Origin of the sequence: Streptomyces niveiscabiei (assembly GCF_033794345.1) — a bacterium.
Taxonomy (GTDB): domain Bacteria; phylum Actinomycetota; class Actinomycetes; order Streptomycetales; family Streptomycetaceae; genus Streptomyces; species Streptomyces niveiscabiei.
Genome location: NZ_JARAYJ010000057.1, coordinates 1 through 20,315, shown reverse-complemented (window position 1 = coordinate 20,315; position 20,315 = coordinate 1). Strand labels below are relative to the sequence as shown.

General features: G+C 68.7%; 18 protein-coding genes and 1 pseudogene. 11 read left to right on the top strand and 8 right to left on the bottom strand.

From position 1 onward, the window contains the following. Positions 1-3: 3 nt before the first annotated feature. Both PV682_RS40970 and PV682_RS40965 read right to left on the bottom strand, forming a co-directional pair. Positions 4-1,119, bottom strand: a complete 1,116-nt coding sequence (locus PV682_RS40970; RefSeq protein ID WP_319737598.1) for an adenylate/guanylate cyclase domain-containing protein — start codon at positions 1,117-1,119, stop codon at positions 4-6. A 153-nt stretch (positions 1,120-1,272) separates the two neighbouring features. Further along, entirely contained in the window at positions 1,273-2,127 is an 855-nt protein-coding gene (locus PV682_RS40965; RefSeq protein WP_319737596.1) for a biotin--[acetyl-CoA-carboxylase] ligase, read from the bottom strand. 109 nt (positions 2,128-2,236) lie between these two features. Between PV682_RS40965 and PV682_RS40960 the strand changes: the two genes are divergently transcribed. From PV682_RS40960 to PV682_RS40945, 4 genes are all read left to right on the top strand, one after another. Next, a complete protein-coding gene (locus PV682_RS40960; RefSeq protein WP_319737594.1) occupies positions 2,237-3,841 on the top strand; it encodes an acyl-CoA carboxylase subunit beta in 1,605 nt (534 codons plus the stop codon). Positions 3,842-3,863: 22 nt separating this feature from the next. Continuing rightward, complete coding sequence (locus PV682_RS40955) at positions 3,864-4,067, top strand: acyl-CoA carboxylase epsilon subunit (protein ID WP_319737593.1); 204 nt, start codon at positions 3,864-3,866, stop codon at positions 4,065-4,067. Positions 4,068-4,150: 83 nt separating this feature from the next. Then, positions 4,151-4,279 (top strand): morphogenic membrane protein MmpB, encoded by a 129-nt coding sequence (gene mmpB / locus PV682_RS40950; RefSeq protein ID WP_319737592.1) that lies wholly within the window; start codon positions 4,151-4,153, stop codon positions 4,277-4,279. 32 nt (positions 4,280-4,311) lie between these two features. Then, positions 4,312-4,914, top strand: coding sequence for a Maf family protein (locus PV682_RS40945; RefSeq protein WP_075733099.1), 603 nt, complete (start codon positions 4,312-4,314; stop codon positions 4,912-4,914). Here PV682_RS40945 and PV682_RS40940 read toward each other — a convergent pair. Then, positions 4,883-5,350, bottom strand: a complete 468-nt coding sequence (locus tag PV682_RS40940; protein WP_319737591.1) for a hypothetical protein — start codon at positions 5,348-5,350, stop codon at positions 4,883-4,885. The genes PV682_RS40945 and PV682_RS40940 overlap by 32 nt on opposite strands. Before the next feature lie 373 nt (positions 5,351-5,723). Between PV682_RS40940 and PV682_RS40935 the strand changes: the two genes are divergently transcribed. Then, a complete protein-coding gene (locus PV682_RS40935; RefSeq protein ID WP_319737590.1) occupies positions 5,724-7,496 on the top strand; it encodes an acetyl/propionyl/methylcrotonyl-CoA carboxylase subunit alpha in 1,773 nt (590 codons plus the stop codon). 239 nt (positions 7,497-7,735) lie between these two features. On the opposite strand, the gene PV682_RS40930 is transcribed toward PV682_RS40935, so the two are convergent. Then, positions 7,736-8,704 carry a DeoR/GlpR family DNA-binding transcription regulator gene (locus tag PV682_RS40930; protein ID WP_319737588.1) on the bottom strand — a complete coding sequence of 323 codons (969 nt, stop codon included), beginning with the start codon at positions 8,702-8,704 and terminating at the stop codon, positions 7,736-7,738. Positions 8,705-8,871: 167 nt separating this feature from the next. Next, positions 8,872-10,320, bottom strand: coding sequence for an NAD(P)H-quinone dehydrogenase (locus PV682_RS40925; protein WP_319737587.1), 1,449 nt, complete (start codon positions 10,318-10,320; stop codon positions 8,872-8,874). A gap of 143 nt (positions 10,321-10,463) precedes the next feature. Here PV682_RS40925 and PV682_RS40920 point away from each other — a divergent pair, with 143 nt between their 5' ends. From PV682_RS40920 to PV682_RS40900, 5 genes and pseudogenes are all read left to right on the top strand, one after another. Beyond that, a complete protein-coding gene (locus PV682_RS40920) occupies positions 10,464-10,901 on the top strand; it encodes a gamma-glutamylcyclotransferase (protein WP_055722427.1) in 438 nt (145 codons plus the stop codon). Positions 10,902-11,014: 113 nt separating this feature from the next. Then, positions 11,015-11,851, top strand: coding sequence for a purine-nucleoside phosphorylase (locus PV682_RS40915; protein ID WP_055722428.1), 837 nt, complete (start codon positions 11,015-11,017; stop codon positions 11,849-11,851). Positions 11,852-12,339: 488 nt separating this feature from the next. Then, on the top strand, positions 12,340-13,971 hold the full coding sequence (locus PV682_RS40910; RefSeq protein WP_319737586.1) for a phospho-sugar mutase: 1,632 nt from the start codon (positions 12,340-12,342) through the stop codon (positions 13,969-13,971). Positions 13,972-14,174: 203 nt separating this feature from the next. After that, positions 14,175-15,329 carry a hypothetical protein gene (locus PV682_RS40905; RefSeq protein WP_319737585.1) on the top strand — a complete coding sequence of 385 codons (1,155 nt, stop codon included), beginning with the start codon at positions 14,175-14,177 and terminating at the stop codon, positions 15,327-15,329. Between the two features lie 553 nt (positions 15,330-15,882). Next, positions 15,883-17,289 (top strand): annotated as a pseudogene (locus PV682_RS40900) (IS1380 family transposase). A 365-nt stretch (positions 17,290-17,654) separates the two neighbouring features. Here PV682_RS40900 and PV682_RS40895 read toward each other — a convergent pair. The 3 genes from PV682_RS40895 to PV682_RS40885 all read right to left on the bottom strand — a co-directional run bounded on the left by PV682_RS40895 (position 17,655) and on the right by PV682_RS40885 (position 19,800). After that, positions 17,655-18,305, bottom strand: a complete 651-nt coding sequence (locus tag PV682_RS40895; RefSeq protein ID WP_319737583.1) for a hypothetical protein — start codon at positions 18,303-18,305, stop codon at positions 17,655-17,657. An 843-nt stretch (positions 18,306-19,148) separates the two neighbouring features. Next, positions 19,149-19,403 carry a hypothetical protein gene (locus tag PV682_RS40890; RefSeq protein ID WP_319737582.1) on the bottom strand — a complete coding sequence of 85 codons (255 nt, stop codon included), beginning with the start codon at positions 19,401-19,403 and terminating at the stop codon, positions 19,149-19,151. 139 nt (positions 19,404-19,542) lie between these two features. Next, entirely contained in the window at positions 19,543-19,800 is a 258-nt protein-coding gene (locus PV682_RS40885) for a hypothetical protein (RefSeq protein ID WP_319737581.1), read from the bottom strand. A 218-nt stretch (positions 19,801-20,018) separates the two neighbouring features. On the opposite strand from PV682_RS40885, the gene PV682_RS40880 reads away from it, so the two are divergent. Next, positions 20,019-20,315, top strand: a 297-nt coding sequence (locus tag PV682_RS40880) for a transposase family protein (protein ID WP_319737580.1), incomplete at its 3' end; no start/stop codon positions are given.

Genomic DNA, 20,315 nt, shown 5'->3' with positions numbered 1-20,315 from the left:
CCTTCAGCGCTCCTCGTCCCCCCCGTCCCGCCTGCTCAGCAGCCACGGTTCCACCACGCCCAGGCCCCGCACCGGGCGCTGCCACATCGGCTGGAGCGCGAAGCGGTACGCCGGGGGCTCCTCCCCCTCCTTCTCCGCCGTCGCCGCCTCCTCCGCGGCCTGCGCCTCCGAGGCGGGCGCGTCGCCACCGCGGATCAGGTCCTCCGCGAACGCCGAGTCCACGAGGACCGCGTCCCGGGGGGCTATGGAGGTGAGGCGGGAGGCGAGGTTGACGGTCGTACCGAAGACGTCGCCCATCCGGGTGGTGACCGTGCCGAAGGCCATGCCGACGCGGAGTTCCGGCATCGTCTCGTCGTTCGCCATCGTCTCGATCAGGCGCAGGCCGATCTCCGCGGCCGTACCGGCGTCGTCCGCCGCGTACAGGACCTCGTCGCCCAGCGTCTTGATCAGCCGGCCGCCGTGCGCGGCGACCAGGTCGGCGGCCGTCGTCTCGAACGCCTCGACCAGTTCGCCGAGTTCCTCCTCCTCCATGCGGCGGGTCAGCCGCGTGAACCCGACGAGGTCGGCGAAGCCGACGGCGAGCCGCCGGTCCACCATCTCCTCGTCGTCCGCCGTCTGCACGACGCGGCCCGCCGACGCGGCGAGCTGGCGGCGCCAGACGTACACGAGGAACTCCTCCAGCTCGGGCAGGAGCAGCTCGACGATCGGGTACGTGACCTCCGTGCGGGTCATGCCCGGCTCCGGGGGCTCGGTCAGGCCCTCCAGGAACGAGTCGATCTGCCACTCCGCCAGCCGGGCGGTCGTCTGGCCCGTCGAACGGGCCACCTGTACGGCCATCGCCTCGCTCAGCAGGCCCGCCTCCACGAGGCCCGCGAGGCGGCGCAGGGCCAGGACGTCCGCCTCCGTCAGCGCCTTCGCCTGGCCGATGTCCGCGAAGCCCATCGCGCGCCAGAACCTCGACGCCAGCTCCATCGACACGCCCGCGCTGCGGGCCGCCTGGAACGGGGTGTAACGGCGCTCCGCACCCAGGATCAGGCCCTCCAGGCGCAGCGCGAGGGGGTCCTCGCCGGGGTCGGCAGCGTCCTCGCCCACGTCGGGGCCGGTGTCGTCGACGGTCACGCCTGCTGCCTTTCCGGTCTGCCACGGTCAGGTATCGACCGGGGTCAACTTTACGGCAGATGTGCGGTAGCTCACGCTGGGAAGGGGAACCGGGGGGACAGTGAACGCCGGGTTTCTGGTGGCCGGTGTCGGTGTGGGCCAGGGGGCTACCCCCTACGCCGGCCTCAGATGCACGATGTCCCCCGCCCCTACCGGCTCCTTCACCCCCTCCTCCGTCGCCAGGACCAGCCTGCCGTCCCCGTCCACCGCAACCGCCTCCCCCACCACCGACCTCTCCCCCGGCAACTCCGCCCGCACCGTCCTGCCCAGCGTCGCGCAACCCGCCGCGTACGTTTCCTGGAGGCCGCTCGCCATGGGGTCGCCCTCTGCCTCGCGCCATTTGCCGTACCACTCCTCCAGGGAGCGGAGTACGGCCCTCAGGAGGGGGTCGCGGTCCGTGCTCACCGCTCCGGCGAGGGCCAGCGAGCCCGCCTGGGGTACGGGGAGTTCGTCAGCCTTGAGGGTGATGTTGATGCCTACGCCGATGACCACCGCGTCCTTGCCCGCGCGCTCCGCGAGGATGCCGCCCGCCTTGCGTTCCTCGCCCCCGACCTTTACCAGCAGGTCGTTGGGCCATTTCAGGGACGTGTCCACCCCGGCCGACCTCGACAGCCCCGTCGCGACGGCCACGCCGGTCAAGAGGGGAAGCCAGCCCCAGCGGTGGACCGGTACCTGAGAGGGACGCAGGAGGACCGAGAAGAAGAGGCCCGAGCGCGGCGGAGCCGTCCAGCGGCGGTCCAGGCGGCCCCGCGCCGCGGTCTGCTCCTCGGCGATGAGGACCGTGCCCTCGGCCGTCCCGTCGGCGGAAGACGCGAGGTCCGTGTTCGTGGACCCCGTCTGCCGGACCACACGGACCTCCCGCCACAACCCACCCTCGCGGATCAGCCCCCGGCGGAGCGCTGTCACGTTCAGCGGGGGGCGTTCGAGGTCGGACCAGGGGCTCGGGTCTGCGGCGTCGCGGGGTGTCATACCACCCACCCTAGGTGTGGCCAACGCCGCACTGCTGACCCGTAGGCGCACCACTACTCTACGAACGAGTAACCGTCCCCCTCTTGAGCAGGCAGGGAGCCGCATCCCGATGTCCGAGCCGGAAACGCGTCACGAGATCGACATCCACACGACCGCGGGGAAGCTCGCGGATCTCCAGCGCCGGGTAGAGGAGGCGACGCACGCCGGGTCGGAGCGGGCTGTCGAGAAGCAGCATGCGAAGGGCAAGCTGACGGCCCGTGAGCGGATCGAACTCCTGCTGGACGAGGGCTCGTTCGTCGAGCTGGACGAGTTCGCCCGGCACCGCTCGACCAACTTCGGCCTGGAGCGGAACCGGCCGTACGGCGACGGGGTCGTCACCGGGTACGGCACGGTCGACGGCCGTCCGGTCGCCGTGTTCTCGCAGGACTTCACCGTGTTCGGCGGCGCGCTGGGCGAGACGTACGGCCAGAAGATCGTGAAGGTCATGGACTTCGCGCTGAAGACGGGCTGCCCGGTGATCGGGATCAACGACTCGGGCGGCGCGCGCATCCAGGAGGGGGTCGCCTCGCTGGGGGCGTACGGGGAGATCTTCCGGCGTAATACCCATGCCTCCGGGGTCATCCCCCAGATCAGCCTGGTCGTCGGCCCGTGCGCGGGTGGAGCGGTCTACTCGCCGGCGATCACCGACTTCACGGTGATGGTCGACCAGACCTCGCACATGTTCATCACGGGCCCGGACGTCATCAAGACGGTGACCGGCGAGGACGTCGGCTTCGAGGAGCTGGGCGGCGCGCGGACGCACAACTCCGTGTCGGGCGTGGCCCATCACATGGCCGGGGACGAGAAGGACGCCGTCGAGTACGTCAAGCAGCTGCTGTCGTACCTGCCGTCCAACAACCTCTCCGAGGCGCCGGTCTTCCCCGAGGAGGCCGATCTCGCCGTCACCGACGAGGACTTGGAGCTCGACACCCTCGTCCCGGACTCCGCGAACCAGCCGTACGACATGCACACAGTCGTCGAACACGTCCTGGACGACGCGGAGTTCTTCGAGACGCAGCCGCTGTACGCGCCGAACATCCTCACCGGGTTCGGGCGGGTGGAGGGTCAGCCGGTCGGGATCGTCGCCAACCAGCCGATGCAGTACGCCGGTTGCCTGGACATCAAGGCGAGCGAGAAGGCCGCGCGGTTCGTGCGGACCTGCGACGCGTTCAACATCCCGGTGCTCACCTTCGTCGACGTCCCCGGCTTCCTGCCCGGCGTCGACCAGGAGCACGACGGCATCATCCGCCGGGGCGCCAAGCTGATCTACGCGTACGCGGAGGCGACGGTCCCCCTCATCACCGTCATCACCCGCAAGGCGTACGGCGGCGCGTACGACGTGATGGGGTCCAAGCACCTCGGCGCCGACCTCAACCTCGCCTGGCCGACCGCGCAGATCGCCGTCATGGGCGCGCAGGGCGCCGTCAACATCCTGCACCGGCGCACGATCGCCGAAGCGGAGGCCAACGGCGAGGACGTCGAGGCGGTGCGCGCGCGCCTCATCCAGGAGTACGAGGACACCCTCCTCAACCCGTACATCGCCGCCGAGCGCGGGTACATCGACGCGGTGGTCATGCCGTCGGACACGCGGCGGCACGTCGTACGCGGGCTGCGGCAGCTGCGGACGAAGCGGGAGTCGCTGCCCCCGAAGAAGCACGGCAACATCCCCCTCTAGAGCCAGCCGATCAGGAGCCGCTGTGAACATCAAGGTCGTACGGGGGAACCCGACCCCGGAGGAGTTGGCCGCCGCACTCGCGGTGGTCCGGGCCAGGGCGTCGGTAGTACCTGAGACCGACGCCCCCCGGGTGAAGGACGCGTGGTCGGACCCGGCGCGGATCGCCGAGCGGGGCGTGCCCCGGGCGGGGGCCACGGCGTGGGCGCGGACGTACTGGCCGAAGTGACCAGACGGGTGTGACCCGGTAAGCGGAAGACTTGAGTACTAGTACTCAGGTCTTCTCCACCTTTCCGTCGCACCCTGGACATCATGCTGTGGTCCGACCCTGAGAACGAACCCCCCAAGGAACTGCGCGACATGCAGGTCATGTTGCGCAGACTGGGGTTCCTCATGGCGGCGGCCATGGTGCTGGCGATGTTCGTGATCGGCCTGAGATGAGGCGCCGAACCGTCACGGATACGCTGATTCCCATGACTCGCCGCTTGATCCTCGCCTCCCAGTCCCCGGCCCGCCTCAAACTGCTGCGGGACGCCGGCTTCGCGCCCGAGAAGATCGTGAGCGGCGTCGACGAGGACGCGATCACCGCCCCCACCCCCGCCGAGCTGGCGCGGGCCCTCGCGGAGGCCAAGGCGTCCGTGGTCGCCGCCCGCCCGGAGGCCAAGGGGGCGGTGGTGATCGGCTGCGACTCGGTCCTCGACCTCGACGGCGAGGCGCTCGGCAAGCCCGCCGACGCCGAGGAGGCCACCGCCCGCTGGAAGTCGATGCGGGGCCGCGCGGGCACCCTCCAGACCGGGCACTGCGTGTACGCCGACGGCCGCTGGACGTCGGCCGTCGCCTCCACGGTCGTCCGCTTCGGCGAACCGACGGACGACGAGATCGCGGCGTACGTCGCGACGGGCGAACCCCTTTACGTCGCCGGGGCGTTCACGCTCGACGGCCGCTCGGCGCCGTTCATCGACGGCATCGACGGCGACCACGGCAACGTGATCGGCCTGAGCCTGCCGCTCGTTCGCCGGTTGCTCGGCGAACTGGGCATCGGCATCACGGAGTTGTGGGCACCGACGGAGGCGTGAGGGGCCCCGGGTTCCCCTCGGACTTCGGCGCGCCGTCCTCGTACCCCACCCCGTCGTGCGTCATCAGCAGCAGCACGATCAGGGCCATGACCACGATCATCGAGGCGAAGGCCGTCGCGCCGGCCAGGCCCCAGGCGACGGCGGCCAGCAGGCCGTGGACGACGGCCGCGCTGATCAGCAGGACGCGGCCGAGGCCCGCCGGGCGGTGGCCGCGGATCGCGACCAGGAGCGCGACGAGCGCGCAGAAGGCGAAGTAGGCGGCGAAGACGAAGCCGGAGATCTTCGAGGAGTTCGCCATCACGTCCGGGTCGAGGCCCGCGAGGGACATGTGCTGGCGGCCGACGAGCGTCCCGAGGATCCAGTTCAGGAGCGCGACGCCGAACGCCTCCGCGAGGAGGACGACCGCGACCACCCATGCCACCGGCCTGCGGACCATCGTCACCACCTGCTTTCGACCCGTGCTGGAGCGATTCTGCTCCTACCCGACGTACGTTCGGGCCATCAGGAACGCTACTGACTGGTAAAGCTCAGGACAATGGTTCGTGCCGGCGCAAAGATCCGGAGCGCCGTTCGTAGGGACCCGACAAAGAAACGGAGTGGGCCGCAGCACGCCTTCACAGAGACCTTGACCACATGGGCGGGCTAGGGTTTTCCGAGGAGTCCTGCGTACGGCCGTACAACAAGGGATTTCGCGGGTCGAGCGAGCCTGGCGTCACGCTCTGTGTGGGCAAGCTCACCTTTGGGGACGGGTCGATGCGCCGTGTCGGCAGTCCCTAAACTCGGCTTGTTTCCAGGAGGGAGCCTCAATCGTGCGCAAGGTGCTCATCGCCAACCGTGGCGAAATCGCAGTCCGCGTGGCCCGCGCGTGCCGGGATGCCGGTATCGCCAGCGTGGCCGTCTACGCCGACCCGGACCGGGACGCGCTGCATGTCCGCGCCGCGGATGAGGCGTTCGCCCTGGGCGGTGACACCCCGGCGAGCAGCTATCTCGACATCGAGAAGGTGCTGAACGCGGCCCGGGAGTCCGGCGCGGACGCCATCCACCCCGGGTACGGGTTCCTGTCCGAGAACGCCGACTTCGCGCAGGCCGTCCTCGACGCGGGCCTGGTCTGGATCGGCCCGCCGCCGCAGGCCATCCGCGACCTCGGTGACAAGGTCGCCGCCCGGCACATCGCCCAGCGCGCGGGCGCGCCGCTCGTCGCGGGTACGCCCGACCCCGTCTCCGGCGCCGACGAGGTCGTCGCGTTCGCCGAGGAGCACGGGCTGCCGATCGCGATCAAGGCCGCGTTCGGCGGTGGCGGGCGCGGGCTGAAGGTCGCCCGTACGCTCGAAGAGGTGCCGGAGCTGTACGAGTCCGCCGTGCGCGAGGCCGTCGCCGCCTTCGGGCGCGGGGAGTGCTTCGTCGAGCGCTACCTCGACAAGCCGCGGCACGTCGAGACGCAGTGCCTCGCCGACTCGCATGGCAACGTCGTCGTCGTGTCCACGCGTGACTGCTCGCTCCAGCGGCGCCACCAGAAGCTCGTCGAGGAGGCGCCCGCGCCGTTCCTGACGGACGCTCAGGTCGCCGAGCTGTACTCGTCGTCCAAGGCGATCCTCCGCGAGGCCGGCTATGTCGGCGCCGGTACCGTCGAGTTCCTCGTCGGGCTCGACGGCACGATCTCCTTCCTGGAGGTCAACACCCGTCTCCAGGTGGAACATCCGGTCACCGAGGAGGTCGCCGGCATCGACCTCGTCCGCGAGATGTTCCGCATCGCCGATGGCGAGGAACTCGGCTACGGCGACCCCGAACTGCGGGGCCACTCCTTCGAGTTCCGCATCAACGGCGAGGACCCCGGCCGCGGCTTCCTGCCCGCGCCGGGCACGGTGACGACGTTCGCGCCGCCGTCCGGACCCGGGGTGCGCCTCGACGCGGGCGTCGAGTCCGGGTCGGTCATCGGGCCCGCGTGGGATTCGCTCCTCGCCAAGCTCATCGTCACCGGCGCCACCCGCGAACAGGCCTTGCAGCGCGCGGCCCGTGCGCTGGAGGAGTTCCAGGTCGAGGGGATGGCCACGGCGATTCCCTTCCACCGTACGGTGGTTCGCGACCCGGCGTTCGCCCCCGAACTCACCGGCTCCAGCGAGCCGTTCACCGTCCACACGCGGTGGATCGAGACCGAGTTCGTCAACGAGATCCCCGCGTTCTCGGCGCCGGCCGACACGGAGGCCGACGACGACGCCGACCGCGAGACCATCGTCGTCGAGGTGGGCGGCAAGCGGCTTGAGGTGTCGTTGCCCGTCTCCCTCGGCATGTCCCTGGCGCGTACGGGCCTCGCGGCCGGGGCCAAGCCGAAGCGCCGGGCGGCGAAGAAGTCGGGGCCGGTCGCCTCCGGTGACACCCTCGCGTCCCCGATGCAGGGCACCATCGTCAAGGTCGCCGTCGAGGAGGGGCAGGAGGTCAAGGAGGGTGACCTCGTGGTCGTCCTGGAGGCGATGAAGATGGAGCAGCCGCTGAACGCCCACAAGGCGGGCGTGATCAAGGGGCTGTCGGCGGAGGTCGGGGCGTCGTTGACGTCCGGGGCGGCGATCTGCGAGATCAAGGACTGAGCATGGCTCGCTAGCGGGGGGGGGTGGGCTCGGATCGTACGAGTCTGCCCCGCCGCGGTGGCTGGTCGCGCAGTTCCCCGCGCCCCTGAAGAACGGCTGCTACGCAGCGTTCTTCAGGGGCGTGTGTGTTGCCGGGGTGAAGTGTTCAACTCCGGGTGACTGCATGGCTTTCAGGGGCGCGGGGAACTGCGCGACCAGCCACGACGGACGGTCAGCCGCGCACCCCTCAGAACCCGCCCCTACCTACTGCGCCTGAGGTCCGCGACCCGCGCCCTCTCACTCTGCGGCTGCTCCCCCATCACCGCAGCCGCCCTCAACCCCCCGGCAGAGCCGGGCAGTTGCCCCCTGCGAGGGGTGGGCAGCGCGACATCCCGGCGTTGCGGCGGATGCTGCCGAGCAGGAACCGCCTCACCGCCGGAGGCCCCCGCGGAACCGGCGACAGCGATCTGCACGCCCTGATCGGCCAGCGCCTGCAACTCCGTTGCCGCACGGTCGTCGTGGGCGGGAGGGTCGTCGGTGACGAGCCGCGTGATGACATCGGTCGGCACCGTCTGGAACATCGTGTCGGTGCCCAACTTGGTGTGATCCGCGAGGACTACGACCTCCGCGGCGGCCTGCACGAGCGCGCGATCGACGGACGCGGACAGCATGTTGGACGTGGAGAGCCCCCGCTCGGCGGTCAGCCCGCTCCCGGAGAGGAACGCCCGGGAGACCCGCAGCCCTTGGAGGGACTGTTCCGCCCCGCTCCCGACGAGCGCGTAATTGGACCCGCGCAGGGTCCCACCGGTCATGACGACCTCCACCCGATTCGCGTGGGCCAACGCCTGTGCGACGAGAAGGGAGTTGGTGACCACGGTCAGCCCGGGAACCCGCGCGAGCCGGCGGGCCAGCTCCTGCGTGGTCGTACCGGCCCCGACGACGATGGCCTCGCCCTCCTGGACGAATCCCGCCGCGAGATCGGCGATGGCCGTCTTCTCGGCGGTCGCGAGATGGGACTTTTGCGGAAAGCCGGATTCTCGCGTGAATCCACCCGGCAGTACCGCACCGCCATGCCGGCGGTCGAGGAGTCCTTCTGCCTCCAGCGCGCGCACGTCCCGCCGTACGGTCACTTCGGAGGTCTGGACGACGCGGGCGAGCTCACGGAGCGACACGGCCCCGTTCGCTCGCACCATTTCGAGGATCAATTGGCGACGTTCAGCAGCGAACACGAAACTGACAGTAACGCGGGCGACCGTCTGTTTTCAGGTGTTTGCGCCGAATAACAGAAGTTGTTCGCACAGGAGTGGGTGAAGTGGTATAGGGGGCCGACTACCCGCCCCCCGCCTCCCGTATGCCTGGCAACTCCCCGTGACGGACGGGGAGTTGGTTCCGGCCGTCAGCCCTCGCCGGCCGCCTTCCGCGTGTGCAGCTGGCGCGCCACCTCGGCGATCGAGCCCGACAGGGAGGGGTACACGGTGAACGCGTTCGCGATCTGTTCGACCGTCAGATTGTTGTCGACGGCGATCGAGATGGGGTGGATCAGTTCCGAAGCGCGCGGCGCGACGACGACGCCGCCGACGACGATCCCCGTACCGGGCCGGCAGAAGATCTTGACGAAGCCGTCGCGGATGCCCTGCATCTTCGCGCGGGGGTTGCGCAGCAGCGGCAGCTTGACGACGCGCGCGTCGATCTTGCCCGCGTCGACGTCGGCCTGGCTGTAGCCGACGGTCGCGATCTCGGGGTCGGTGAAGACGTTCGAGGAGACCGTCTTGAGGTTGAGGGGGGCCACCGCGTCGCCGAGGAAGTGGTACATGGCGATACGGCCCTGCATCGCGGCGACCGAGGCGAGGGCGAAGACGCCGGTGACGTCACCGGCGGCGTATACCCCCGGAGCTGTAGTGCGGGACACCTTGTCGGTCCAGATGTGCCCGGACTCGCGGACCTTGACGCCGGCCTCCTCCAGACCGAGCCCGGCGCTGTTGGGGATCGCGCCGACGGCCATCAGGCAGTGGCTGCCGGTGATGACACGGCCGTCCGCGAGCGTCACCTCGACCCGGTCGCCGACCCGCTTCGCGGACTCGGCGCGCGAGCGGGCCATGACGTTCATGCCGCGCCGCCGGAAGACCTCCTCCAGGACGGCCGCGGCGTCCGGGTCCTCCCCGGGTAGTACCCGGTCGCGCGACGAGACGAGGGTGACCTTCGAGCCGAGCGCCTGGTACGCCCCGGCGAACTCCGCGCCGGTGACACCGGAGCCGACGACGATCAACTCGTCGGGCAGCTCGGTCAGGTCGTAGACCTGCGTCCAGTTGAGGATCCGCTCGCCGTCGGGCTGTGCGTCGGGTAGCTCTCGGGGGTGACCGCCCGTCGCGATGAGTACGGCGTCGGCGGTGAGCGTCTGCTCGCTCCCGTCGGCGGTCGTGACGACGACCTTGCGGGAGCCGTCGAGGGCCTGCATGCCCTCCAGGCGGCCCCGGCCGCGCATCACCTTCGCGCCGGCGCGCGTCACCGACGCGGTGATGTCGTGCGACTGCGCGAGCGCGAGGCGCTTCACCCGGCGGTTGACCTTGCCGAGGTCCACGCCGACGACCCGGGCGGCCTGCTCCAGGGGCGGGGTGTCGTCGGCGACGATGATCCCCAGCTCCTCGTACGAGGAGTCGAAGGTCGTCATCACCTCCGCCGTGGCGATGAGCGTCTTGGACGGCACGCAGTCGGTGAGCACCGACGCACCGCCCAGACCGTCGCAGTCGACGACGGTCACCTCCGCCCCGAGCTGCGCGGCCACCAGCGCCGCCTCATACCCGCCGGGCCCACCACCGATGATCACGATCCGAGTCACGTACCCCATTGTCCCGTACGCGACGGGAGAGGCGGGAATCGGGGGGCCGGGTGGACTACGGGCCGGTACGACCGGCGGCACCGATACCCGGGAGCCACGGGTACTACGGCTTCGCATCCGGCCCCCGACGCCACTGCCGTACCCTCTCCCCCATGTCGCTCTACGCCGCGTACGCCGGCAACCTCGACGCGCGGCTGATGACCCGCCGCGCTCCCCACTCTCCGCTGCGTGCGACGGGCTGGCTGAACGGCTGGCGGCTCACCTTCGGCGGCGAGCAGATGGGCTGGGAGGGCGCACTGGCGACGATCGTCGAGGAGCCTGGCTCTCAGGTATTCGTCGGGCTGTACGACATCGCCCCCATGGACGAGGAGTCCCTCGACCGCTGGGAGGGCACCGGCCTCGGGATCTACCGCCGTACACGTATTCGCGTCCACACCCTGGAAGGGGAAGAGGGCGCGTGGACATACGTTCTCAACGGGTACGAGGGGGGTCTCCCGTCCGCCCGGTACCTCGGGGAGATCGCGGACGCGGCGGAGTCGGCGGGGGCGCCGCACGACTACGTGATGGAGCTGCGGAAGCGCCCCTGCTGACGCTCCGCTGATCACGTCCGACCGGAGTTGGCCGGAAACGACAAGACAACGATCGTCGAGCCGTAAGGTCTGTCATCTACGCGCGTAGGCACAGACCGGCTACGCTCATCCGCGTGAACGCATCTCTTCTGCCGGACGACATCCCGGACGACATTCAGGGCAACCCCTACACCGCCGCCGACAGCGCAGCCGCGCGGCTGCGTGAGCTGACGGGTGCCGAGACGCATGACGTCGCCCTCGTGATGGGCTCCGGCTGGGCGCCGGCCGTCGACGCGCTCGGCGCGCCCGACGCGGAGTTCCCGGTCACGGCGCTCCCCGGCTTCCCGCCGCCCGCCGTCGAGGGCCACGGCGGCAAGATCCGCTCGTACCGCATCGGGGAGAAGCGCGCACTGGTCTTCCTCGGCCGTACGCACTACTACGAGGGCCGCGGGGTCGCCTCCGTGGCCCACGGAGTCCGCACCGCGGTGTCCGCCGGCTGCAAGACGATCGTCCTCACCAACGGCTGCGGCGGCCTCCGCGAGGGCATGCGCCCCGGCCAGCCGGTCCTGATCAGCGACCACATCAACCTCACGGCGACGTCCCCCATCGTCGGCGCGAACTTCGTCGACCTCACCGACCTCTACTCCCCCCGCCTGCGCGCCCTCTGCAAGGAGATCGACGCGAGCCTGGAGGAAGGCGTCTACGCCCAGTTCCCCGGCCCCCACTACGAGACCCCCGCGGAAATCCGCATGGCCCGCGTCATCGGCGCGGACCTGGTCGGCATGTCCACGGTCCTGGAGGCCATCGCCGCCCGCGAGGCAGGCGCCGAGGTCCTCGGCATCTCCCTGGTCACCAACCTCGCCGCCGGCATGACCGGCGAACCCCTGAACCACGAGGAAGTCCTCCAGGCAGGCAGGGACAGCGCGGCCCGCATGGGCGACCTGCTGACACAGGTACTGGGCCGGCTGTAGTACCTGAGGGGGAGGGGTTCGAGGTGCCGGACGACGCGATGACTCCGGCACCTGAGACCGAAGCTGCGAGCAGGGCGAACCGGAGACCGAGAACACTCCGCACGAGAACGGCCTTCCCCAGCAGACCAGAACCACTCCCCGCGCCGGACGACACCTCTTCACCCTCGGACGGCACCTCCTCAACCCCGGACGACACCTCCTCAACCCCGGACGACACCTCTTCGCCCTCGGAGGGCACCTCTTCAACGCTGGTCCGGCACATCCAGCCCGTCCGGCGTTTGAGGACGAGGCCCTTTCAGGGCCGATGCACCACCCACCCACCCGAACGCCGTCCCCACCTCCCCCCACCCCGGGGTCCAGAGGCGAAGCCCCTGGTGCCGGCGGGGTCGAAGGGGCGGCAGCCCCTGGAGGATGGGACGGGTAGGGGCGGCGGGGGCGAGGAAATCCAGCCGTACCACCCACGACGTACAACGAGAGGCTGACCCGCAGTGCAAGACGACCTCATGGCCCGGGCCAGGACGTGGCTCGCGGAGGACCCCGACCCCGACACCCGCGACGAACTGTCGAAACTGATCGAGGCCGGCGACACAGCGGAGCTCACCGCCCGCTTCTCCGGCACCCTCCAGTTCGGCACAGCCGGCCTGAGAGGCGAACTCGGCGCAGGCCCGATGCGCATGAACCGCACGGTCGTCATCAGAGCGGCAGCGGGCCTCGCGGCGTACCTGAAGAGCAAGGGCGAGACGAACGCCCTGGTAGTCATCGGGTACGACGCCCGCCACAAGTCCGCGGACTTCGCGAGGGACACAGCCGCGGTGATGACGGGCGCAGGCCTCCGCGCGGCCCTCCTCCCCCGCCCCCTCCCGACCCCTGTACTGGCGTACGCCATAAGGCACTTGGGCGCAGCAGCGGGCGTAGAGGTGACGGCGAGCCACAACCCTCCGAGGGACAACGGCTACAAGGTGTACCTGGGCGACGGCTCCCAGATCGTCCCTCCGGCGGACAGCGAGATCGCGGCGGAGATCGAGTCGATCACCTCCCTGAACGACGTCCCCCGCCCGGAGGAGGGCTGGGAGACCCTGGACGAGGCAGTACTGGAGGCGTACCTCGCCCGTACGGACGAGGTACTGTCCCCCACGTCCCCGAGGACGGCCCGCACGGTCTACACCCCGATGCACGGCGTAGGGAGGGACGTCCTGCTCGCGGCGTTCGCGAGGGCGGGCTTCCCCACCCCCGTCCTGGTCCCCGAACAGGCGGACCCGGACCCGGACTTCCCCACGGTCGCGTTCCCCAACCCGGAGGAACCGGGCGCGATGGACCTGGCGTTCGCAAAGGCGAGGGAGACGCTCCCGGACCTGATCATCGCGAACGACCCGGACGCGGACCGCTGCGCGGCGGCGGTACGCGACGGCGAGGACTGGCGCATGCTGCGCGGCGACGAGGTCGGCGCCCTCCTGGCGGCACACCTGGTCAACAGGGGCGCGCGGGGAACGTTCGCGGAGTCGATCGTCTCCTCCTCCCTGCTGGGCCGCATCGCGGAGAGCGCGGGCCTCCCGTACGAGGAGACCCTGACGGGCTTCAAGTGGATCGCCCGGGTGGAGGGCCTGCGCTACGGCTACGAGGAGGCCCTCGGCTACTGCGTGGACCCGGAGGGCGTCCGCGACAAGGACGGCATCACGGCGGCCCTCCTGATCACGGAACTGGCGTCGGAACTGAAGGAACAGGGCCGCACGCTCCTGGACCTCCTGGACGACCTCGCGGTGGAGCACGGCCTGCACGCGACGGACCAACTCTCGGTCCGCGTCGAGGACTTGACCCTGATCGCGAACGCGATGACCCGCCTGCGCGAACACCCCCCGACAAGCCTCGCGGGCCTCACGATCACAAAGGCGGAGGACCTGACGCAGGGCACGGACAAGCTCCCGCCCACGGACGGCCTGCGCTACACCCTGGACGGCGCCCGCGTCATCGTCCGCCCCAGCGGCACGGAGCCGAAGCTCAAGTGCTACCTGGAGGTGGTGATCCCGGTCGCGGACCACGCGTCCCTCCCGGCGGCCCGCGAGCAGGCGACGCACCTCCTCGCGGAGATCAAGCGGGACTTCTCGACGGCAGCAGGCATCTAATACCTGAGATGTACACGGGGACTACGGGGGTTCAGCCCCACACCGGCCGGCTGACCCCCGTACCCCACTCACCCCTCACACAACCATCTGCTCCCATAGGGTGATTTCCCGGCGACAGCCCCCGCGCGCCCCACCCCCCGCGCCTCCCCGGGTGAACGGTGGACCGGTAGTACCGGACCCCGCCCGACTTGGAGCCCGCCGCCGTGACCGCCCTCATTACCCCCACCCCACCCCCACCGACGGCGCCGAACCCCCGCACCCCCGCCCTGCGCCACGCGGCCCCGGCCCTCGCCGCGTACCTCGCGGTCCGCCTCATCTCCCTTGCCTTCCTGACGACTTGGGCCCACCGCCGCCACCACGGCGTCCGCCCGATCCTGTCCCAGGAGTGGGACGCGAAGTGGTACTGGGGTATCGCCACCCACGGCTACACGCACACCCTGGGTACGGCATACGACGCGAACAACCTGGCGTTCTTCCCCCTGTACCCCTACCTGGTGAAAACCCTCTCGGCGATCACCCACCTCTCCCTCCCCAGTACGGGCCTGGCCGTAGCCCTGGCCTCCTCCCTCCTCGCGGCCTGGGGCATCTTCGCGATCGGCGACCACCTCCACGACCGCCGCACCGGCATCCTCCTGACGGTCCTGTGGGCGGCCTGGCCCGTAGCCCTGGTCCAGTGGATGGCGTACACGGAGTCCCTCTTCACGGCGTTGGCGGCCTGGTCCCTGTACGCCACCCTCACCCAACGCTGGCTCCCCGCAGCGGCGTTGGCGTCCCTCGCCGGCCTGACCCGCCCCACGGGCATCGCGGTAGCGGCGGCGGTCTCGGCGGCAGCCCTGCTGTCCCTCCGGCACCACCGCTCGTACAAAGCCGCCCTCGCCGTAGCCGTCGCCCCCCTCGGCTGGTGCGCCTACGTCACCTGGGTCGGCCTCCGCCTCCACCGCTGGGACGGCTACTTCGCGGTCCAACGCCTCTGGCACAACGAATGGACCGGCGGCCACGAAACCCTCCGCCGCTTCCGCGAACTCCTGGGCCAGGACTCGACCCCGGAACTGTTCCTGATCGGCGTAACCCTGACCCTGATCACGGCAACAGCCCTCTACGCACTGTCGGTCTGGGACCGCCAGCCGGTACCGCTCCTGATCTTCACCGGCGCAATACTGGCCATCGTCCTGGGCAGCGGAGGCGTCTACTTCCCCCGAGCCCGCTTCCTCCTCCCCGCCTTCCCCCTCCTCCTCCCGATCGCCGTCCACCTGACAAAAGCCTCCCGCCGCCTCCGCTGGCTCACGCTGGGCACGGCGGTGATGGCGTCGGCGTACTTCAGCGCGTACATGGCACTGGTGTGGCCGAGCGCGCCGTAAACCCGTAGCACCGGCAGAACTGGGAATGCAGCGCGGAGAGGGCCGTTCCTGCCTCGGTATGGGGTACAGGGCAGGGGCTAGAGGCGAGCGATCCGTGCCACGAACGAGATGACGACGACAGCCCACACAGCCCTGTAGGGGTACCCGGTGGGTATGCATGTTGATCGTGCAAGACTCGAAGCGCCACCCTTCAGGAGTGTCGGCAGCCGCTTGACCGCCTCGGAATCCTGAGGACCGATGGGTAGGTAGTCACGGAGCCAACAGGCCGTGAAGCAATGCGAGTTGACCGTCTCGCCTCTCCCTGTGGATGCAGGGAGCGCTGGTGACACGGACACGCGCACACCAGGTACCAGACTCCGGGAACGTCGGATTCACGAGGTTCGGCGTCCTGGCAACGGTCGTGGCTGCCGAGCACGCAAGGCGGGGAGCGGGACGGAGGCTCGGCAACCGCGACAACCAGATCACGGGGCTTCGGACACCACCCACGTCGCGGCAGGGACAGGTGCACTGGCGGATCAGCACCACGTCGCTTCGCCGGCTCGTCATCGAAGCGATCTTCTCTGCGCCTCCAGGAACCCCTGGAGCGCCGCAGCCAGCAACTACGTCATCCCCGCGTGTCCGCGTTGAGGGCGGCGGTCGCGGAGTGGTTTCGCAGGCCGGTGCGGTGCTGCTGGTCGAGACGGTCCGCAAGACCGGCCTGGATGCGGCGATATCGGCGGCACTTGCCCCGTGGCGCAAGCAGCGGGCCGTCCACGGCCCGGGGAAGGTCCTCCTGGACGTCGCCCTCGCGGTTGCGCTGGGCGGAAACTGTCTGGCCGATGTGGGCATGCTGCGGGCGGAGCCCGCTGTGTTCGGGCCGGTGGCCTCCGCCCCGACCGTCTCCCGACTCATCGACACGCTTGCCCGGGGTGGGAAGCGGGCCCTGACCGCACTGCGCACGGCCCGCGCCGAAGTACGCGAACATGTCTGGAAGTTGGCCGGCCAGGCGGCACCGGACGCGGGCGGGCAGGTGATCGTGGACATCGACGGCGTCCTCGTCATCGCGCACTCCGAGAAGCAGGACACCGCCGCGACCTGGAAGAAGACGTTCGGGCACCACCCGCTGATGGGGTTCGTCGACCACGGCCGCGGCCGGTCCGGCGAGCCGGTCGTGGGCCTGCTGCGGCCCGGCAACGCGGGCTCCAACACTGCCGCCGACCACATCGAGGCCACAAAACTGGCCCTGACCCAGCTGCCGAAACAGCTCCGGCGGGGCGCCAGACACTGATCCGCACCGATTCCGGCGGCGGCACCCACGAGTTCGTCGCCTGGCTCACCCAGCGCGGAAGGCGGCTGTCGTACTCGGCCGGGATGACCATCACCGACGCGTCCACCAGGCCGTCCTGAAGGTCCCGGCCTCGGCCTGGACGCCGGCCGTCGAGTCCGACGGCGACATCCGCGACGGCGCCTGGGTCGCCGAACTCGCCGGCGACTGCCTGATGGGCTAGACGAACGGGCTGCGGCGATCGTGCGCAAGGAACGGCCGCACCCCGGCGCCCAGTTGCGCTTCACCGACGCCGACGGCATGCGGCTGACGTGCTTCGCCACCAACACGGCCGGCGAGGCGATCGCCACCCTCGAACTGCGCCACCGGCAGCGAGCCCGGGCCGAGAACCACATCCGCGCCACCCGCGCCACCGGCCTGCGCAACCTCCCCCTCCACGACACCGCACAGAACCAGATCTGGCTGGAGATCGTACAGATCGCCCTCGACCTGCTGGCCTGGATGCCCCTGCTCGCCCTCAACGGCACCGCCCGGCTCTGGGAGCCCCGCCGCCTGCGGCTTCGGCTGTTCTCCACCGCCGCCCGGCTCGTCACCACCGACCGCCGCCAATACCTCCACCTCGCCAAGCACTGGCCCTGGACCGACGTGATCACCGACGCCCTGGACCGGCTCCACACCCTCCCGAACCCCGGCTGAACAGCACCTTCCCATCCCTGCGAGCAGCACCAGCCCACCGGAGCCGTGGAACCCGGCACCCACCCGACGCGACAGCCGGGCACTCAACCTACCCAGACGCCGAAAATCCCCAACGACACCCACCACAAAGGGTCTGTCAGCAAGCTGACGAACCGTCATGAATGATCGAGGCTAGAAATACTCGCCATAGCGTATTTCCAGTACTCGACTCCGATCGTTCGCCGAATACATCCTGCAATGGATGGCCTGGCGCCGCCGCCATCAAGCCATCGCACGAGCCTGCCACCAGCGCCAGCGCGCCCTTCAAGACCAGCCACGACCAGAACGACAACTGCCGTAACAAGACGGTTCGAAGCAACCCGCCATCAGAGCTTTGAGCACCCCAGAGTGCTCAGTACAGCGATCTCGGAAAGTGGTTCACTCTGGACACCCCCGTTGACGAACCAGGAGCCATCCCACGTAACGTGCCACACTTCGCCTCGAAAGTTCTCCCACTCCACGAAGCTGCCCACCGCCCCCTCAAGCAGTGCCAACTCCCTGAGCAGCACATCAGTGGTGGTGAAGCCGCGCGACGTTCCGAGGCTGCCACTACCCGTACGGGTGTTCTCGTACCGCATGCGGAGATACGGCGCCACCGGCCGCCCGACCACCGTCGGACGGAGCATCCGCTTGAAACGGTGAACGGCCTCCTCAAGCGTCTCGCTCCCGGAGAACTCGCAGCGGTACGCAGGAAACACTCCGGTGACGCGTTCACTCAATGCATTGTCCCGACCAAAGTGGTACTGGTGCACCACGGGCGGAACGGCCACAACGACATCGAACCCATGGGATTGCGCCATGAAGCCAGGAGCGACCGTGAAGGGCCTGGCGTCTTTCACCTCTCCAGCCAGGTGCCGCTCCCTCGCAAATTCAAGAACAGCAGTGACGAGCCCTTGATCGAAGTGATCGATAGTGTTCATCTGGTAGGCACTATCACGCTCAGAGTCCAGGGCCAGAGAGAAGACGAACCTTGGCATGGGTGACCACCGCCAAGCCCCTCGCACGCCAATAATAGGTTCCGCGCCATCAACTCCTGCCACAGCATCTTCGAAATTCATAGCACTGCTCATTTTATCGATCCTCTAGGGAGAGTAATTATTACCCGTATCCTGCCGGTATCTGGCTGCCATCCTACCGCCCGCGCCGGAGTTGAGTTCCCTACGCATCAGAACCAGATTCATCCGGGCCATTGTAGTAATCATTCCCAGCCGCTCGACTACTGTCATACCCAGCAGAATCCAAGTGATCGACCACAGGGGGCACATGATCGTAGGTCAATTCATTCCTGGGAATTACGCCACCTTGCTCATCGAGCCAGTTTCCATTGGCATCAGCCCAACGGTTTTCCATTTCCCGATGAGTAGACGCGCGATATCTGCTCGGGTACTGGTTGCTACGATCGAGTCTATTGACCGGAGCATTGGGGTTGGATCCCATGGCCCCGTTGGCCAACCGCGGCTGCGCACTGCTCGCACACGCGCATGTGCCGGAATTCTCAGAGAGTCACCGGACGGGTGAACTCCTTTTTTTCGCTTTGTGGATCACCGGCTCCTGCGCCTGCGCCCGCCATTCTCGACAGCAGGCGCAATTGACTAGCGCTCCACAGAGGACGTCTGGGTGACTGACCACAATCTCCGTGCTTCACATCCACACACAACCGGGTTCCGACACTCGAACTTTCCAGCGGAAACAACCCAGTCACCCTGAGATTCGCCTCCGCAGTATCGATATGACGTTGCCCCGCCCAGTTCAATCTCGGCGGAGCAACCACATCATCAAGCTACATCGATGGATCACATCTCAAGAACCGATCTCCGAATTCACGACTCACCGAGATTACCGGCCCATTGCCTGAGATACCGGGTAATCGTCGGCTCCCCCTCCGAGGCATCATCTGCTATACGCAGCAACATTGCACGCAATTCCGACTCATCCGACTGGGGAATCTCCTGTAGATATTCACCCATCGCCTGCTGAACCTTCACGGCATACTCCGGCTCTACCTCGTCAGGTTCGGCAGCATCAAGCATGTCGATGCAACTGACCATTGCCATAATGATCGGATCGAAATTCATTACGATGCCACCCTCACTCCAATAGTGGGAGCCACCACCAACTGAAGGGACTGCCGCCAAAATGGCATGAAGCCCCCTGGGCCGCCCCAAGGAGGACTTCATGCATTTTCAGCCTTTTTCCAGGGAAGGCGCCCCCGAATCAGTCTTCATCGAGAAGGCAGATGGCTTCTGGGAGCTCCAAAATTGTCCGCTTACGCTCCGGGTTCTCTTCCAGTTCGGCGCACTCAAGAATCAAGGAAGTAACTTCCCGACGCCCCTCTTCCGAGAGATCACGAAAGACAGCAGCAGGTTCAAGGATGTCGGTTGCGATATCCGGATCAATATCTTCATCATCCGTCAAGTCAATCGAGACGACGACGCTCACGAATGCGCGAACCAAGACTTTATTGACGTTCATCAGGGCACAACCTTCACTCGAATGTTGGTGATCAGGAGGCTCAGGGGTCATTGCATGATCGCGATTCGTCCGGAACGTCGGGCTGGACCAGAGACGGGTTGGGCATCCCGATTCGGACAGGGGGCGAACGCAGTGCAGACACGGTCTCGGTGATCATGTGAGTGTCGAAGTCCCATGAACACCTGGCGAGTCCGTGCCCGCTCCCGCATCTTCCCCCCATGCCCACCGCGCTGGCCCAACCGGGCCGGACTTCCGCGCCGGTCCCGCTGGCGGACGCGGTCGCGCTGTCCGGTTTCCTGGACCTGGTGCCCGACCCGCGAGGCGTCCGTGGCCGCCGCTACCGGCTGTCCGCCCTGGTCGCCGCGGCGAGTGTCCTGGCCGGTGCCCGCTCGCTCACCGCGATCACGGAATGGATCGGCGACGTCCCCGCGTGGGCCTGCCAGGTTCTCGGCTTCCCCACCGACCCGCTCTTCGGGACCGTGTCCGTGCCGCACCCCCACACCCTGCGCCGTCTG

Bases quoted from the DNA above. Each gene is read 5' to 3' on its own strand.
- PV682_RS40895 (WP_319737583.1), bottom strand. From the start codon at position 18,305: ATGCCAAGGTTCGTCTTCTCTCTGGCCCTGGACTCTGAGCGTGATAGT.
- mmpB (WP_319737592.1), top strand. From the start codon at position 4,151: ATGCTGTGGTCCGACCCTGAGAACGAACCCCCCAAGGAACTGCGCGAC.
- PV682_RS40945 (WP_075733099.1), top strand. From the start codon at position 4,312: ATGACTCGCCGCTTGATCCTCGCCTCCCAGTCCCCGGCCCGCCTCAAA.
- PV682_RS40960 (WP_319737594.1), top strand. From the start codon at position 2,237: ATGTCCGAGCCGGAAACGCGTCACGAGATCGACATCCACACGACCGCG.
- PV682_RS40965 (WP_319737596.1), bottom strand. From the start codon at position 2,127: ATGACACCCCGCGACGCCGCAGACCCGAGCCCCTGGTCCGACCTCGAA.
- PV682_RS40940 (WP_319737591.1), bottom strand. From the start codon at position 5,350: ATGGTCCGCAGGCCGGTGGCATGGGTGGTCGCGGTCGTCCTCCTCGCG.
- PV682_RS40920 (WP_055722427.1), top strand. From the start codon at position 10,464: ATGTCGCTCTACGCCGCGTACGCCGGCAACCTCGACGCGCGGCTGATG.
- PV682_RS40890 (WP_319737582.1), bottom strand. From the start codon at position 19,403: ATGAATTTCGATCCGATCATTATGGCAATGGTCAGTTGCATCGACATG.
- PV682_RS40885 (WP_319737581.1), bottom strand. From the start codon at position 19,800: ATGAACGTCAATAAAGTCTTGGTTCGCGCATTCGTGAGCGTCGTCGTC.
- PV682_RS40925 (WP_319737587.1), bottom strand. From the start codon at position 10,320: ATGGGGTACGTGACTCGGATCGTGATCATCGGTGGTGGGCCCGGCGGG.